Origin of the sequence: Paenibacillus sp. YIM B09110 (assembly GCF_037167145.1) — a bacterium.
Lineage (GTDB): Bacteria > Bacillota > Bacilli > Paenibacillales > Paenibacillaceae > Pristimantibacillus.
Window position 1 is genome coordinate 388,685 of record NZ_JBANSP010000001.1, and the last position, 14,867, is coordinate 403,551.

Genomic DNA, 14,867 nt, shown 5'->3' on the forward strand with positions numbered 1-14,867 from the left:
CCTAATTGTGCCTATTCCTTCACCCAATATTCGCTGCAATCGTCTTCCCTGTCTAGAAAACCGTATTCAATCATATAACGGCGCAGCGTTACATAATCATCCTCCCAAAATACGCGAAGCTGCGCGTTCACTTCCTTCTCCTTATACTTCACGCCACTCTTAAAGAATGAGGCAATATGCCGTAATATCACAATTTTCCGCTTCTCCTTACGAGGGAACGAGGCCAACGGTCCGGTTGGTCCATTCGGAAAATATTGCTTCATCCAGCTCGCGTTTTCCGCTTCGGTAATCGCGTATCGTTCATCGACTTGGGTCGCCGTCCGATGAATCGGCACGAACTTTGGCGCATCGACCGCTCCGCTATCCATCAGTTCCATAATGGCAAGCAGCAGCTTCGCTTGCTTCGCCTTCTCCTTCAATACGAAGCGGTGATTGCGAATCGTTGAGGCGCTGCCTGCGCCCGTTTTCTTCACAATCTCGTTATCTGACAGCCCTTCGGCAAAATCGCGCACGAGCTCCTTCTGCAGATCAGTCAGTCCGGTCGCCTTCTTGTCTAGGCCGAGCAAATAGGTCAGCATCGTGCCATGTACCGTCTGAACGTGATGCGCAGCGAACTTGCGCGCCTCAAACCAACGATTCGATTGAGGCACGGCGAACACTTCGCCATCTTCGAAGCTTTCTCCGCATACAAGGCAAATATAAGCAGCGGCAGCCTCATCGTATACATAACCTTGCTTCATATCGTTAAGCGTAGCCGACCAGAATCGTTCGTTGAGTTCCATCACCAAACACCTCACAGGTTTATCTAGTTATTTTATAGACATTATATAATTATGTTTAGCGATAATCAAGACACATTCGTCCAACGTCTAGATTTTTCAGTTCCGCGCATACGTAAGAGGACCATCCTCAGCCAACACTCCGGCCGAAGATGGTCCTCACCTAAACTCACATATTATCCATCATTAACTTATATCGATTTACGATCTTTCGGCAACATAATTGCGAGCAAACCTAGCATAAGCAACGCACTGCTTGCCACAATAACGTCTTCAAGCGAGTATACGACTGCAAAATGCCCCAGCACGACCGAGCCAAGCGCCCCCATCCCGAAGGCAAGGCCAGTAATAAGTCCGGAGGCCGTGCCGACTTTGTTCGGCATAAGATCCTGCGCGTACACAACGCTGACCGAGAAGCCGGATTGCAATACGAGCCCTAGCACCGCAATAACGGGGTACACCCAGCCAAGCGGCAAATGCGGTAAAACAAGCGCGATCGGAGCGGCGCCGAGCAACGAGATCAGCATCATTTTTTTACGGCCAATCCGGTCTGCGATCATTCCACCGAAAAATGTGCCTACAACGCCGGCCGCCATGAACAGGAACAGCGGCACTTGCGCATCTTTGGTCGACAGTCCGTATTGCTCTTTCGCATAGAATTGATAAAAAGTACCGATACCCGCCGCATACCATGAACGGGCGAATACAACGATGAACAATATCGTCAGCGCGAACGCTACCGTTCGCTGGCTGATTGGAGCCAAGCCTGCACTGCCTGCAGCCGCATGGCCTTTCTTCTTAGGCAATTGGTTCGCATGAGCGGCAAGCTGTGCCGAATACCAAGGCACAACCTTGAATAGCACGGCGATTGCGGCAGCCGCAAGCAGCATGCCCCACGCAGCGCCGCGTTGCCCTAGCGGCACGAAGATGAAGATCGTCATGAGCGGCGCAAGCGTACTGCCGAAGTTGCCGCCAACTTGGTAGATCGATTGCGCAAACGCCCGGCGGTTGCCCGCTCCAAGATGCACGACTCGCGAGCCTTCCGGGTGAAATACCGCTGAGCCTAAGCCGACGAACACGACCGACAGCAGCAGCAGCCAGAAGTTGGGGGCGAAAGCAAGACCCGCCATCCCGATCATGCTGCATACCATCCCGAGCGGCAGCATCCAAGGCATCGGCTTCTTGTCGGAGACGAGCCCGACTACAGGCTGCATGACCGATGATGTCATGTTAAGGGTGAAAGCAATCCAGCCGATCTGCCCATAATTCAAATTCAATGAATCCTCGAATATCGGAAATAAAGCCGAGACGACCGCTTGCATCGAATCGTTTAACATGTGTACCGAACTTATAGCGAACAAAATGGAATATACGGTGGCCGATCTAACGGCATCAGACTTAACGCCCGTTTGCGATTGCTGCCCAGACATGATGATAGGACCTGCCTTTCATAGTTACGTACTTCGAGCTACAGCGACTTCCCGAAGCGGATGCAAACGGGGCTTGGCACTTCCAGCACCGTGCCGATAGCAGTCAATTCGCCGCTCGCTTCGTCGACGCTGAATGCTGCAATGTTGCCGCTCTTCTGGTTCGCCGCAAGCAAATACGCTCCATCCGGCGTTAACCCGAAGTTGCGCGGAGCTCCTCCGCCGCTTCCGATATGTTGAACGAGCGTCAATTCTCCTGTGCTCTGATCGATGGCAAATACCGCAATACTGTCATGCCCGCGGTTCGAACTGTACAAGAACCGGCCTGAAGGCGCGATATGAATATCCGCCGCATCGTTATAGGCGTCAAACCCTTGCGGAAGTGCCGATACAAATTTGATTTCCGTTAGTGTGCCTTGCTCTGCATCAACCTTCAGCGTTGTGATCGTCGAATCCAGCTCGTTCATGACATAAGCAAAAGGCAGCCCCCCATGGAATACGAGATGGCGAGGCCCTGCGCCGCGATGAATGGAACAGCTGCTATGCTTCGTTAGTGAGCCGCTCTTTTGATCAACTAAATATACGATGACCTCATCAATGCCTAGATCCGCCACGCTGACGTATGCGGTGCCTGGAATCGGTACAATAGAATGAGCGTGGGGCGCATCCTGCCTAGCCGCATTCGGTCCAAGCTGCCCATTGTCCTCCGCGACGGCAGCAGTCCCGGTTAACTCGCCTTCAGCATTAAGCGAAATCAAAGCAACGTTGCCTCCCGTATAGTTAGCAACGAAAGCCGATTGTCCTGCTGCATCAACGCTTATGTAACAAGGATGTGCGCCATGGGTCAACGCTCTGCTCGTTTGTCCCAACAGGCCGCCCGTAACAGAATCCACTTCATAGGCAATGACTGCGCCGCCGACTGCGCCGTTTGTTGATTCCGTCTCACTTACCGCATAAAGCTTGTTTCCTTGCGGGTGAAGCGCCAAGTAAGACGCATTCTCGGCGTTTTCGAATGCCTCAGTCACTTGCAAGCTCCCATCGACACCGTTGAAGCGGCAGACTCGCACCGTCGTTTCATCGACACTCCCATACGATCCGATATATACCATTCCTGAAAAAAGCTCTGTTTGCCGTTTACTCATTGCGTTCACTTCCCTTTCGTCAGCTTGCCAATAATTTGAACATAGCACAAGGTTTACGTTCAAACAATGACTTTTAGAATATACTTCCCAAACCCATCCAATGTGTGATACAATGTAAGCGCTAACAATTCAGGTGTTCACATTTCTGAAGGGGGACGATGGAATGATGAATTTAGCACTGAGCGAAAGGAATGTTTATGAGGATTTTGATTTGGAGTCGGATGTGCTCTATTTCAGAATCGGAATGCAAGGACTCGTCAGCTTCCACGGCAGAAACTACAATATAAAGAAGAGAATGACTGCCGAGCTCATCACTCAGCTAATTGGCAAGAGCAGCTTCTATCAGATCAGCTCCAACTGCTACATTAACCTTGGCAAAATCAAATCGATCTCCGGCGGCACCATTTATTTCGGAACGGACTGTTCCGAATCGAAACAGCTACCCGTAAATCGCCGCAAACAATACGTCATTCAGGAATTGTTCAGACAGCGTTCGGCTGACAGCCAATTACGCCAGACGCCATGATGTCTACACAACCGCCTTATTTCCGCGAATAGCGGAATAAGGCGGTTGTTTGTTGTGCCGTGTCCTGCTATTCTTAGGTTGAATATGACGTATCGCTACATAACTCTCAATATTATTCTAGGAGGAACTTATGTCTACTCAAGGACAAGCATTCGAGCAATTATTTCACCAAGAGCCGGCCGTTTGGCTGAAATGGGGCGCTTATGAAGCGGCAGTGTTGCCGAAGGTTGGCGCTAACCTGATCGCATTCCGCGATACAACGAATAATTATACCTTCCTGCGCGAGCCCGCGGCAGACGAAATGGAAAGCTTCAAAGCAAACCCTGGCATTCACGGCATTCCGGTCTTATTCCCTCCGAACCGATACGAGGACGGCACCTTCACTTGGAACGGCAGAACGTATCAATTCCCGGTCAATGAAGCGAAGACCGGCAACCATCTGCACGGCTTCTTCCATACGGCAGAATGGTCTGTGGAGGATTTCGGCGTAACGAAGACGGAGAGCTACGTTGCTCTTAATATTTCAATTGATGAGAACCACCCTATCTATACCTACTTGCCTCACAAATTCACTATTAAGCTTCGCTACTCGCTTAGCGATCTCGGCTTGCAGCAGAATGTGCTTGTTCATAACGAAGGAACAGATGCTATGCCTTGCATGATTGCATTCCATACGGCAATCAATGCGCCTTTCGCATCGAACAGCACAGTGGACGACTGCCGCTTCACGCTGACGACAGGCAAGCGCTGGGAGCTTAACGAGCGCATGCTTCCGACAGGCAGCTACCAACCGCTATCCGCAGAAGAGGAAGCAATGAAGACGACTGGCCTGTCCCCGATCTGGGAGTCGATGGACAATCACTACACAAGCGAACCGCAGAACGGCCGCAATGCAATGGAACTTACCGATTCGCGCGCGGGCGTTACGCTTGTCTACGATGTCGGTACAGCCTACAAGCAATGGATGATTTGGAACAATGGCGCGACGTCGGGCTTCTTCTGCCCTGAGCCGCAACTTAACCTGGTCAATGCGCCGAACGTTAATCTGCCAGCCGATCAGATCGGTCTCGTATCGCTTGAGCCGGGCGGCATCTGGGAAGAGACAAGCCGTCTGTATGTAAGATCCTAGTCAAAGTGCAATGAATAGGCTGCTTGAGGCGTCCGCTGAGACGCTTAAAGCAGCCTTTTTTTATCTTTAGACCAAACCTTTGTGGAATATAAATATAACCTCGCTCGCGCTTCGATATTGATCCCGCAGTTGCTGCTGCAACTCCTTGCCGCTCGCATAATCGTCGACAGCTACGCGTGTTAGCTCTTCATAGTACGCATCCTTGGCAACCAGCTCATACGGTACATAACCGTTTTTCAAATAAAACCGCTCCACCTTCAGATCGTCAGCCGAGCCAAGGTCAATTCGAGCATAACCACTGCTCCGAGCACTCTGTTCAAAGGCCGCATTGAGCTTAGACCCTATTCCCGTCCTCGCGTAATTGTTGCTCGTATCTAAACTGACCGCAATGCCCTGCAACGCCATTGTATCGGAGTCTCTGGACGATTGGCAACCGTAGCATACGCCAACCACTTCGTTGCCGTCGAACGCCGCCAAGTAATGCACCGTCGCCTCAGCCAGCTTTCTGTCGAACGCTTCGAGACTCTCACGATCCAAGTATTCGCACTGAAACGCATGGACACGCGGGTATTCCGCTGATTTCGGTCTTCTAATTACGATCTCCGCCATCCGATTCTGCCCTCCCACCACATAATCGAGTCTATAATAACTCTTCAATGCTTTCGTTACCGACAGTCGTAATCCTTCCCTGTCCGTTATTCGAATGGCTAAAACATGAAAGGTGACTACTGTCGAAAAAGACTGTAAAATGGAAACAGCAGCAATCTATTGTCGATCATTCGCGAAAGGAGATCTTATCATGACACGACTTTATTATACGTCCTCCCTTCTAATCGCACTTACTATTTTACTAACCTTATCGTTGCCGCAGCCTGTCGCCCATGCCGGCATGTTCGACCGTATTAAGGACATATACAACACGCCGGAGAAGCTCGATGAGCTGCAGCAGCAGTACTCCGATGCCCAAGCGTTGCTCGAGAGCCAAGCCGAGAAGCTGGAGCAATCTCTGATCGTAACCGAGCAGCTAACGCAGAAGCAAACTGAATTGACCGAACAGAACGAGCAATATCGCCAGCAAAATGAGGAGCTGCTCGCGCAGAACAGCAGCCTTCAAGCCGAGATGGAGCAGATGAAGCAGCAGCGTCAATCGCTCGTCAGCAAGCTTATCACGGCGGCGGTCGTCATTGTATCCCTTATCGTGCTTTATTTGGCCTCAGTTCGCATCTGGCGCTTTGCCGTATGGCGTAAGCAGAGAAGCGCATCGGCACGCGGAATTAGCGGATGAAAACGACCGTCCCCGCTCCATACGGCCATGTGCATGTAACGCTCGAATCGGCGGACAAGCTTCATGTGCTGCATCCGAAAGCCATTATCGCTTATCAAGGACTGCCTCATCTGCGTGAGGACCGGTTCATGGACCTAGCCGGTCTGTACCGCAAGCGGAAGTGGATACGCTCGCTTCTAAGCGGACCGTCCGAATTCGTGCTTGGCTTGCCGCCAGGCTGCTCGCTGGAGTCGGTTCAGATTGAGAAGGATAGCGACCTATTATTCGATTTGCGGCATATTATTTTTTTCTCTGACGGTATGCAACTGAAGCCCAGAATTCAGAAAATGAAAAACGCCTGGATTACGCGCGAATTCGTACGCATGCGATTCACAGGTCCGGGAACGCTTGGCGTCATCACGGCTGGCGACGTGAAGGCGATTCAACTCCAAAAGGATCGCCCGCTTTATGTCGAAGCCGGAGCACTCATCGCTTATCCCGAGCATGCGTCCATTAAGCTGTCCGTATATGGCAACCAATTAGCCAGCCAGCATATGCAGGTGCAGTGGGAAATAATCGGAAGCGGACCGGTACTCATTCAGACGGGTTCTCACGATGCCGAACTCATGCAGCAGTTGCAGAGCAACGGAGGAATTATTAAGCGCGTGCTGCGCGAACTGCTTCCATTCGGAGGCGTATATATTAAATGACAAAGGCTTGCCGTCCCCATAAGGATAACGGCAAGCCTTTTGCGTTAAATTCCTCGGAACGAGAAGCGATGCGAGTACGTCCGATTAGCGAACAACGTATACTCCTTCTCCGCCTTCTGTCCCCAGCTGTCATTCCCGCCGACGCCCATTTGCTTATAGTTGACGCGTACGACTGTTTTGTCGCTTGCAGGAGGCTTATAGAAATGATCATAAGACTCCAGCTCGGAAGGCGTATAAGGAAGGACATTCAGTTCAAAATGCGGCTGTCCAGTCAACTTGATGCCTTCGCCCTGCGCATTCGTTATAGCAGCGCTGCGTACATCCGTTTTGTTGCCGCACTCCTGCGGACGGATGTAGGGAACAAGCTGATCCTTCACCGTACCGGAATAACGCCCGAGCTTGCCGCCCGTCTGACGATCCCAATACGTCTCATCCGGTCCGTTGCCGTACCAGCTTAATTGATCGAACTCTGCCGGCAACGAGAACATGATGCCGATCTCCGGAATTTCAGGCAAGCTGTTCCCCGGAGTCAGCTCCTCATACACGTCTATTGCACCGTCTCCGCTTACCGTATATACGATGCTTAGATCCGACTCTCTTGTCGTCGGTAAGCTAAACTTCGCCCGAACGATAGCAATGCTGCCCGTCGCTTCCCACTCCAGCGCTATCAATGAGCGTTCGGCTCCCGCTTCGCGCCATGTCGCACAGCGTTCATGATGCTTATTACCGCGGTCATTATCCGTGTAAGCGCGCCAGAAGTTCGGCGTTAGCGCCGTCCGCAGACGTTCCTTGCCTCTCCAAGCATAAGCGGCCAAGCTGCCATTCGCCTTGTTGAAGCTTGCCGCGAATGACTCGCCTGTAATCGTCAACAACTCGGCTGTCTCCTTCAACGTGACGTTTGGTTTCTCAGCGGCAGGACCGACGCGAACGATGGCTTGCGCCGGCAGCACGAACTGCTCGAACGCGATCTCGTGGCCTTCCGTTGCCCAAACCGTATCTTCCTTAAGCAGCAACTGAACGGTCAGCACCGCTTGCTCGGATGCGCTAGCGAGAATAGGTAATTGGTAGCCGATCGTGATCGTCTCTTGCGATTCAGGAGCGACCGCAGCAGGCACGGTTCCCTCTTCCACCTTGCATCCATCGACCGCTACGCTCCACACAAACGCATACTGATCAAGCGCGTTAAACAGATGACGGTTCGTTACTTTAATCGTACCCGCAGCCAAGTCGACCGCTTCGAACTTCACATTCTGATATACCTTCTTCACTTCCTGCAGCTTAGGCGAGACCGTCCGATCCGCGAAAATAAGGCCGTTGCCGCAGAAGTTGCCGTCATGCGGCGATTCGCCGAAGTCGCCGCCGTATTGCATCTTTACCGTGCCGTCCGCATCTACAATTCGGATCGACTGATCGATCCAATCCCAGATAAAGCCCCCTTGAAGCACAGGGTATCGTTCGAACACATCCCAATACAAGTGCAGACCGCCGCAAGAGTTGCCCATCGCGTGGCTGTATTCGCAAAGAATGTAAGGTTTCTTCGGATTGCTCTGCGCATAGCGCTCCACACCTTCAGGCGACGTATACATCTGACTCTCGATGTCAGAAGCTGCCTCAGACGCCCGATAATGGAAGACTCCTTCGTAATGAACGATCCGCGTAGGATCAACTTGGCGTAAGTAATCATGCATCTTAATGAAGTTGTCGCCGCCGAAAGCTTCGTTGCCGAGCGACCAGATGACAATAGACGGATGGTTCTTGTCGCGCTGGAACATCGTGTTGCAGCGGTCAAGCACCGCCGCCGTCCATTCGGGGCGGCTGCCCGGCACGGTCTCGAGCAGCTCCTGCTGCCCGTAAGTCCACGAGCCATGCGTCTCCAAATTCGTCTCATCAATGACGTACAGCCCATATTCGTCGCAAAGCTTATACCAGAGCGAGTCATTCGGATAGTGCGATGTTCGGACGGAATTAATATTGTGAAGCTTCATGAGCTCAATATCCTTGCGCATATCCGCTTCTGTAATCGAGCGTCCTGTATCGCAGTTGAACTCATGGCGATTAACACCTTTGAACATAATTCGCTTACCATTTATCACCATAAGGCCATCCTTCAGCTCGAAGCTCCGGAAGCCCACCTTGCAGCTTACTGCCTCAAGCAGCTCGCCGACCTCATTCTTCAAGCACAGCAAAAGCGTATATAAGTTCGGCTGCTCGGCGCTCCATTTGAGCGGATTGGATAGGCTTGCTCCGAGCTGAATTTCCTTAAGTTGTTCGCCAATGGTCGAAATACTAACGGTTAACGGCTCTGCCAGAACAGGCTGGCCGGCAGCGTCATACAGAACGGCCTCGACGGTCACGTTAGCCGCATCGCGTGCATAATAATCGAGCAGCTTCGCATCAATGACCAGCTCCGCATCGCGATACTGCTCATCGAGCTGTGTCCTTACGAAGAAGTCGTAGATATGTACATCCGGCGTCGTGTACAAATACACATCGCGGAATATCCCGCTCATCCGCCAGAAGTCTTGGTCCTCCAGCCAGCTTGCATCGCTCCAGCGGTATACTTCAACCGCAAGCTTGTTCTCACCCTCGTTCAGATAAGGCGTCAGATCGAATTCCGATGGCGTGAACGTATCTTGACTAAAGCCGACCAGTTCACCATTCAACCACACGTAGAACGCTGACTCAACGCCTTGGAAGCTAATGAAGACGGGTTTTCCTTGCCAATTGTCCGGCACGATGAAAGAGCGTACATACGAGCCGACGGGATTATATTCAGTCGGCGCGAACGGCGCCTTCACATCCTCGTTGCCATGCCAAGGGTAAGTCACATTCGTATATTGCGGGTAATCATAACCCTGCAACTGCCAATGACCGGGCACGGCAATCTCATCCCAGCCGCTATGATCGTAATCAGCCTCGTAAAAGTCAGCGATACGAGCCTCTGCATTCGTTGCGAAAGCGAACTTCCATTTACCGTTCAGCAACAAACGATTCGCGGATGACGCATGATCCCCTTTCAGCGCTTCCTCTACCGTGTCGAACGGCATTAACGAAGCATGAGCATCCATTCGATTTAACTGAAAAATATCCGGATTGTTATTCCATTCGGGATAACCGTTCGCCGGAGGGGAATAAATGAATTTTTTACGCATTTATGTCGACTCCTCACTTCGTAGTAGTAGAACTATATTCACATTATAAAACAATTGGATTTCAGTATTCCTTGTACAATATTCATATATCATATCAAAATTTGAACATTAACAAACCTCTAGTAAACCCTGTCCCTTCGCTGCAGCCCAGTATTTACCGCTAAATATGAAGCGCTTTCTCTACTAATATGGAATAGAAGATCATTCCACATGAGAGAGGTTGAGACAGCCTGACAACCGACGATCTGACGATTGGACAGACGCTTCAAGTGCCAAACCCGCCGGAATATACCCAGGTCAAGGTTCAGCAGAACGACACGATGTGGAAGATAGCGCAGCGTTACAATATCCCGCTTATTAAGCTCATAAATGCCAATCCACAATTATCGAATCCAAATAACATATGGATGGGACTAGAGATTCGCATACCTAAGAAGCCAGACAACTACTTAACGGGCGTATTTCCGCTTGCAAAAGAAAGCTATACGCCGTTCACCAATACTTACGCGGACTCACGTACGTGGTCGCCTGAAGGAGCGGCTGCTCGTTCGCACGAAGGCGTCGATATATTCGCGGACAAAGGCACTCCCGTATACAGCGCGCTTGGAGGCACGATCGTCAAAGCCGCATGGAACGAATACGGGGGCTGGCGCGTCACGGTGCGCGTCGATGAATCGACTGAGTTTTATTATGCGCATCTATCCAAGTATGCGACCGGCATCAAGGAAGGCATTACCGTAACCGCAGGGCAGCTAATCGGCTATGTCGGCAGCACGGGGTACGGTCCCGAAGGAACAGAAGGAAAGTTTCTGCCTCATCTGCACTTTGGCATTTACAAGCGTACGCCAGTATATGCCGCCATCGATCCGTTCCTGTACTTGAAGTGGTGGGAGTTGTGAAGCTGCTCACTCAATAGTGAGGCTAATCTCACAAATTTAAATGTAATAAAATCCCTACTAACAAGGAATGAGGCAAACCTCACTCGCCATGAACCTAGGTTCACGCGCAGTGAGGTTTGCCTCATTCTAATTCCATATATCCCGAAATACGCCGTAATAAGTGAGATTTGGTTCATTAATTAGTGAGCCTCTTCATAACTTAACCCTCGCGCATCCCCGCTACAACGACAGCTGCCTTAAGCTATAAAACTCGCCTTTGCCTGCCATTAACTCGTCGAATGTGCCGATCTCGGCTACACGGCCGTTCTTCATGACGACGATTCTGTCCGCATCGCGAATCGTGGACAGCCTATGCGCAACAATAAACGTAGTCCGATCCTTGATGAGTTCCTGCATCGCCTTCTGCACATGGAACTCCGACTCGTTGTCGAGAGCCGATGTCGCTTCGTCGAGCACGATTACCTTCGGATCGCGAATTAATGCGCGCGCTATCGCAATCCGCTGACGTTGGCCGCCGGACAGCTTGCCGCCATGCTCGCCGACCATCGTATCGAGCCCTTTCGGAAGCTTCTGAATGAACTCGGACAAGTTCGCCATCTCTACGACGCGGGCAATGTCCGCCTCGTTAATCTCTTTCAATCCGTACGTAATATTATCGCGTATCGTACCGGAGAATAAGATATTCGTCTGCGGCACGACGGCCAGATGCTTGCGGTAGCTGCGCAGGTCGATGTCGTTCATATCGATGCCATCGACGCGCACCTTGCCTCCGGTCGCCTGCAGGAAACCAATGACGAGATTAAGCACCGTCGACTTGCCTGCGCCGGACGCACCGACGAACGCGATACATTCGCCCGCCTTCACCTCAAGCGTGACGTCCTCAAGCACATGATGCTCGCTGCCCGGGTAGGAGAGCTCGACGTTCTCAAAGGAGAATGCGCCTCTCACATCCGCCATTTTCTGCTTGCCGCTATTGTTCTCAATGTCCGTAGACACTAATATTTCTTTGATCGAGCGAATCGACTCAAGTCCCTTCGCAATCTGCGGATAAATATTAATCAGACCGGTAACCGAAGCCAAGATCATCGAGAAGAAGCCTTGGTACATCACAACGTCGCCTACCTGGATATCGCCCTTGTAAGCAAGATAAGCAGTGAACATTAAGCAGAACACCTGGAAGATTTGGAATGTTACCCAGTTCGAAGCACCGAAGTACGCTTCAACGAGGTCAAGTCTATAGCCTTTGCCCTGAATGTTGCGCAGCGTGGAATCGATGCGCGCAATTTCTACTTTTTCTAGTCCATGCGCACGCGTCACCGGAATCATCTCGACCATCTCCGATACGCGCGACGACATTTGCTCGATCTCCTTGCGGAACTCGCTGTTCGAGCGTCGTATTTTTCGGCGGAACACCGTCACGATGGTGATTGACATCGGAATCGTAAGCACGAAGAACAGCGACACGATCCAGCTGCTCTGCACCGTAATGATGAACGAGACCACGATGTTGACAACTGCCGGAGCGAGCGCGAGCATGAACTGCTTCGACATCGCCTCGACCGCTTCGACATCGCGAAGCACCTTCGACTGCAGCTTGCCCGCCGGAAGCTCGCGATGCGAATTGATCGACAGCTGCTGCAGCTTGCGCACCATTGCGCTGCGAAGTCCCGCCTCTACATGCCGGACAGCACGGCTGAGGAACGATATGTATGCAGCGTGTGTCGGTATATTTTGCAAAATGACGATGACTACAACGATAAAGTTGATCCACATACCGCGCATGGAATGTGCCGAAGGATTCGTCGCGATATTGATGATATTCGCCGTAACGATCGGCAGCACATAGATCGGCGCGCTTTTCACAAGCAAAAAAACAAACGAAATAAACAAATTGCCAAAGTTCCCTTTGTATAACGATAACAAAAACTTAAACGGGGTTGTTTCTTCTGCAAGCGCCGCGTTCTCGAACGTGCTGCCTAACCCTCTCTGTGCCTTAAGCTCTGCGGCACTCTCCAACATGATAGTCTCCATCCTTCTGCAGCCCATAATCTCTATGTATCATCGTTTCGTGCTGACGCCACTCATCTTAACTCCTAAAGGGATGTTATGTAAATGTGTGAATTTGCAAAATAATTATTGTTTTTTGCTGCTATACGATCAGCGGTGCTTATCCTTATAATCCTTCGGCGTTACGCCGACCATCTTCTTGAACAGCTTGTTGAAATAGACCGGATCGCTGTAGCCGACCAACTGCGAGATTTCATAGTTTTTTAAAGAAGGATGATCGCTCATGAACTGTTTCGCCTTCTCGATCCGAATCCGAATAAGGAAGTCGGTTACCGTCTCCCCCGTCTCTTGCTTGAATAGCCTGCTCAAATAGTTGCCGCTCATGCCAACCGTCTCTGCAATGCTCTCCATCTCGAAGTTTTTGTCATACTGCTGCTCCAGTATCGCCTTCATCCGTTCAATGACGCGATGCTCCTTGTCGGCAGACAGGGACTGCGACGACGCTTCATCGGCTAGCTGCTCCTGCTCCTTAGCCGTTTGCCTTTCACTCTTCAGCCTTGTGAGCAGTTCGTACAACTGCGCTTTATCGATCGGCTTCAGCAGATAGTCCCTCACCCCTTGCCTAAGCGCCTTGCGGGCGTATTCGAATTCACTGAAGCCGCTAAGCACGATCATAGCTATCGACTTGTCGCGTATATGTTCGATGAGACGCAAGCCGTCCATCATCGGCATCTTTATATCGGTAATCAGGACGTCGAGCTCGCCGGGGGCAAGCTTGGCAATATGCGTCCAAGCGTCCATCCCGTTGCTGAACGAGCCGATCACTTGTATGTCGAGCTCCATTTTCAGCAAAATCTTTTGCAAACCGAGCCTAATAAATTCTTCGTCGTCGACAATGATGATGTTCATACCACTTCAGCTCCTCCCTCGTAGTTTGAGCCAAAATCCGCGAAACTTCAATCTTTCCTTCATCAGCCTGTGCAAGAAAAACAAGCGGGCGGTTACTTCACCGCGCCGCTTGTCACACCTGCGAAAATATACTTTTGAAGGAACATGTAGAGTATTGCCGTAGGAATCATAATAATCAGGATTGCCGATGAAATCATCTGCCAGTCGCCGCTGTTGACGCCGAAGAAGCGCATAAGAGACGTCGATACGACGACATGCTCGGGCCGTGGCAAGTACAAGTACGGAATGAACATATCGTTGTAGATGCTGATCGTCTTCAAGATCACGATGGTCGCTGTCGCCGGGGCAAGCAGCGGGAAGATGATCGAGCGGAAGATCCTGAACAATGAAGCTCCCTCCAGCATGGCGCTCTCATCGAGCTCATAAGGGATGTTGCGAATGAATTGCAAGAAAATATAGATTTGCAAAATATCGGCGCCGACATAGATCAGTACCGGCCCCATCAGGTTGTTCGTCAGCTCCAGCGCTTGAATCGTCTTGTAGTTGACAACCTGCGTCGTAATTGACGGAATGATTGTCGCGAACAGGAACAGTCCGACAAGCGCGCCTTTGAACTTAAAGTTGAATCGTCCGACCGCATAACAGAAAGCCGAGCCGATCAGAATATTAAGCACGAGCGTAACAACGATAATAATAATCGTATTACCGAAGGCCGTCGTCATGTCCGCGGACTTGAATGCCGCGCCGAAGTTGCTGAAGTTAAGGAAGCTGTCCGGCAAGGAGATGGAAGACTTCGTTTGGAACTCTTCCTTCGTCTTGAACGCATTGACGATAATAATGTAAGGCGGGAACAATATCGCAAAGGCGGCTGCGATGAGCGATAAATATTTGAAGCTATCCCAGATTCGGCTAGATCGCTGCAT

13 protein-coding genes are annotated in these 14,867 nt (G+C 51.1%); 5 read left to right on the plus strand and 8 right to left on the minus strand.

The genetic code is table 11. The annotated features are described in order from the left end of the window. Positions 1–11 precede the first annotated feature (11 nt). The 3 genes from V8F51_RS01710 to V8F51_RS01720 form a co-directional block, all read right to left on the minus strand. Positions 12–782, minus strand: a complete 771-nt coding sequence (locus V8F51_RS01710) for a DUF2087 domain-containing protein (protein ID WP_337098300.1) — start codon at positions 780–782, stop codon at positions 12–14. A gap of 188 nt (positions 783–970) precedes the next feature. Then, positions 971–2,209 carry an MFS transporter gene (locus V8F51_RS01715; RefSeq protein ID WP_337098301.1) on the minus strand — a complete coding sequence of 413 codons (1,239 nt, stop codon included), beginning with the start codon at positions 2,207–2,209 and terminating at the stop codon, positions 971–973. A gap of 38 nt (positions 2,210–2,247) precedes the next feature. After that, complete coding sequence (locus V8F51_RS01720; RefSeq protein WP_337098302.1) at positions 2,248–3,348, minus strand: lactonase family protein; 1,101 nt, start codon at positions 3,346–3,348, stop codon at positions 2,248–2,250. A gap of 163 nt (positions 3,349–3,511) precedes the next feature. Here V8F51_RS01720 and V8F51_RS01725 point away from each other — a divergent pair, with 163 nt between their 5' ends. Continuing rightward, complete coding sequence (locus tag V8F51_RS01725; RefSeq protein ID WP_337098303.1) at positions 3,512–3,874, plus strand: LytTR family transcriptional regulator DNA-binding domain-containing protein; 363 nt, start codon at positions 3,512–3,514, stop codon at positions 3,872–3,874. 130 nt (positions 3,875–4,004) lie between these two features. Then, entirely contained in the window at positions 4,005–5,003 is a 999-nt protein-coding gene (locus V8F51_RS01730; protein ID WP_337098304.1) for an aldose 1-epimerase, read from the plus strand. A 66-nt stretch (positions 5,004–5,069) separates the two neighbouring features. Here V8F51_RS01730 and V8F51_RS01735 read toward each other — a convergent pair whose 3' ends face one another. Next, positions 5,070–5,612 carry a GNAT family N-acetyltransferase gene (locus tag V8F51_RS01735; RefSeq protein WP_337098305.1) on the minus strand — a complete coding sequence of 181 codons (543 nt, stop codon included), beginning with the start codon at positions 5,610–5,612 and terminating at the stop codon, positions 5,070–5,072. A gap of 190 nt (positions 5,613–5,802) precedes the next feature. Here V8F51_RS01735 and V8F51_RS01740 point away from each other — a divergent pair, with 190 nt between their 5' ends. Together V8F51_RS01740 and V8F51_RS01745 are read left to right on the plus strand one after the other, a co-directional pair. Beyond that, complete coding sequence (locus tag V8F51_RS01740; RefSeq protein WP_337098306.1) at positions 5,803–6,288, plus strand: hypothetical protein; 486 nt, start codon at positions 5,803–5,805, stop codon at positions 6,286–6,288. Continuing rightward, positions 6,285–6,977: an AIM24 family protein gene (locus V8F51_RS01745; protein ID WP_337098307.1), complete on the plus strand. Its 693-nt coding sequence runs from the start codon at positions 6,285–6,287 to the stop codon at positions 6,975–6,977. The genes V8F51_RS01740 and V8F51_RS01745 overlap by 4 nt, the downstream gene beginning before the upstream one ends. A 44-nt stretch (positions 6,978–7,021) precedes the next feature. Here the strand turns inward: V8F51_RS01745 and V8F51_RS01750 are convergent, their stop codons facing one another. Then, entirely contained in the window at positions 7,022–10,129 is a 3,108-nt protein-coding gene (locus tag V8F51_RS01750) for a glycoside hydrolase family 2 TIM barrel-domain containing protein (protein ID WP_337098308.1), read from the minus strand. A gap of 320 nt (positions 10,130–10,449) precedes the next feature. Here V8F51_RS01750 and V8F51_RS01755 point away from each other — a divergent pair, with 320 nt between their 5' ends. Continuing rightward, entirely contained in the window at positions 10,450–11,028 is a 579-nt protein-coding gene (locus tag V8F51_RS01755) for a M23 family metallopeptidase (protein WP_442956388.1), read from the plus strand. Positions 11,029–11,247: 219 nt separating this feature from the next. On the opposite strand, the gene V8F51_RS01760 is transcribed toward V8F51_RS01755, so the two are convergent. The 3 genes from V8F51_RS01760 to V8F51_RS01770 all read right to left on the minus strand — a co-directional run bounded on the left by V8F51_RS01760 (position 11,248) and on the right by V8F51_RS01770 (position 14,867). Beyond that, positions 11,248–13,059 carry an ABC transporter ATP-binding protein gene (locus tag V8F51_RS01760; protein ID WP_337098310.1) on the minus strand — a complete coding sequence of 604 codons (1,812 nt, stop codon included), beginning with the start codon at positions 13,057–13,059 and terminating at the stop codon, positions 11,248–11,250. 126 nt (positions 13,060–13,185) lie between these two features. Then, the gene (locus V8F51_RS01765) at positions 13,186–13,944 is read right to left on the minus strand and encodes a response regulator (RefSeq protein ID WP_337098311.1); all 759 of its coding nucleotides are present in this window, start codon (positions 13,942–13,944) and stop codon (positions 13,186–13,188) included. Positions 13,945–14,036: 92 nt separating this feature from the next. Further along, positions 14,037–14,867: a carbohydrate ABC transporter permease gene (locus tag V8F51_RS01770; protein WP_337098312.1), complete on the minus strand. Its 831-nt coding sequence runs from the start codon at positions 14,865–14,867 to the stop codon at positions 14,037–14,039.

What these genes read in the sequence shown, in the direction of transcription:
- V8F51_RS01760 (WP_337098310.1), bottom strand. Translation starts at nt 13,059, where the DNA reads ATGGAGACTATCATGTTGGAGAGTGCCGCAGAGCTTAAGGCACAGAGA.
- V8F51_RS01715 (WP_337098301.1), bottom strand. Translation starts at nt 2,209, where the DNA reads ATGTCTGGGCAGCAATCGCAAACGGGCGTTAAGTCTGATGCCGTTAGA.
- V8F51_RS01720 (WP_337098302.1), bottom strand. Translation starts at nt 3,348, where the DNA reads ATGAGTAAACGGCAAACAGAGCTTTTTTCAGGAATGGTATATATCGGA.
- V8F51_RS01710 (WP_337098300.1), bottom strand. Translation starts at nt 782, where the DNA reads ATGGAACTCAACGAACGATTCTGGTCGGCTACGCTTAACGATATGAAG.
- V8F51_RS01750 (WP_337098308.1), bottom strand. Translation starts at nt 10,129, where the DNA reads ATGCGTAAAAAATTCATTTATTCCCCTCCGGCGAACGGTTATCCCGAA.
- V8F51_RS01765 (WP_337098311.1), bottom strand. Translation starts at nt 13,944, where the DNA reads ATGAACATCATCATTGTCGACGACGAAGAATTTATTAGGCTCGGTTTG.
- V8F51_RS01745 (WP_337098307.1), top strand. Translation starts at nt 6,285, where the DNA reads ATGAAAACGACCGTCCCCGCTCCATACGGCCATGTGCATGTAACGCTC.
- V8F51_RS01730 (WP_337098304.1), top strand. Translation starts at nt 4,005, where the DNA reads ATGTCTACTCAAGGACAAGCATTCGAGCAATTATTTCACCAAGAGCCG.
- V8F51_RS01735 (WP_337098305.1), bottom strand. Translation starts at nt 5,612, where the DNA reads ATGGCGGAGATCGTAATTAGAAGACCGAAATCAGCGGAATACCCGCGT.
- V8F51_RS01770 (WP_337098312.1), bottom strand. Translation starts at nt 14,867, where the DNA reads ATGCAGCGATCTAGCCGAATCTGGGATAGCTTCAAATATTTATCGCTC.
- V8F51_RS01755 (WP_442956388.1), top strand. Translation starts at nt 10,450, where the DNA reads ATGTGGAAGATAGCGCAGCGTTACAATATCCCGCTTATTAAGCTCATA.
- V8F51_RS01725 (WP_337098303.1), top strand. Translation starts at nt 3,512, where the DNA reads ATGATGAATTTAGCACTGAGCGAAAGGAATGTTTATGAGGATTTTGAT.
- V8F51_RS01740 (WP_337098306.1), top strand. Translation starts at nt 5,803, where the DNA reads ATGACACGACTTTATTATACGTCCTCCCTTCTAATCGCACTTACTATT.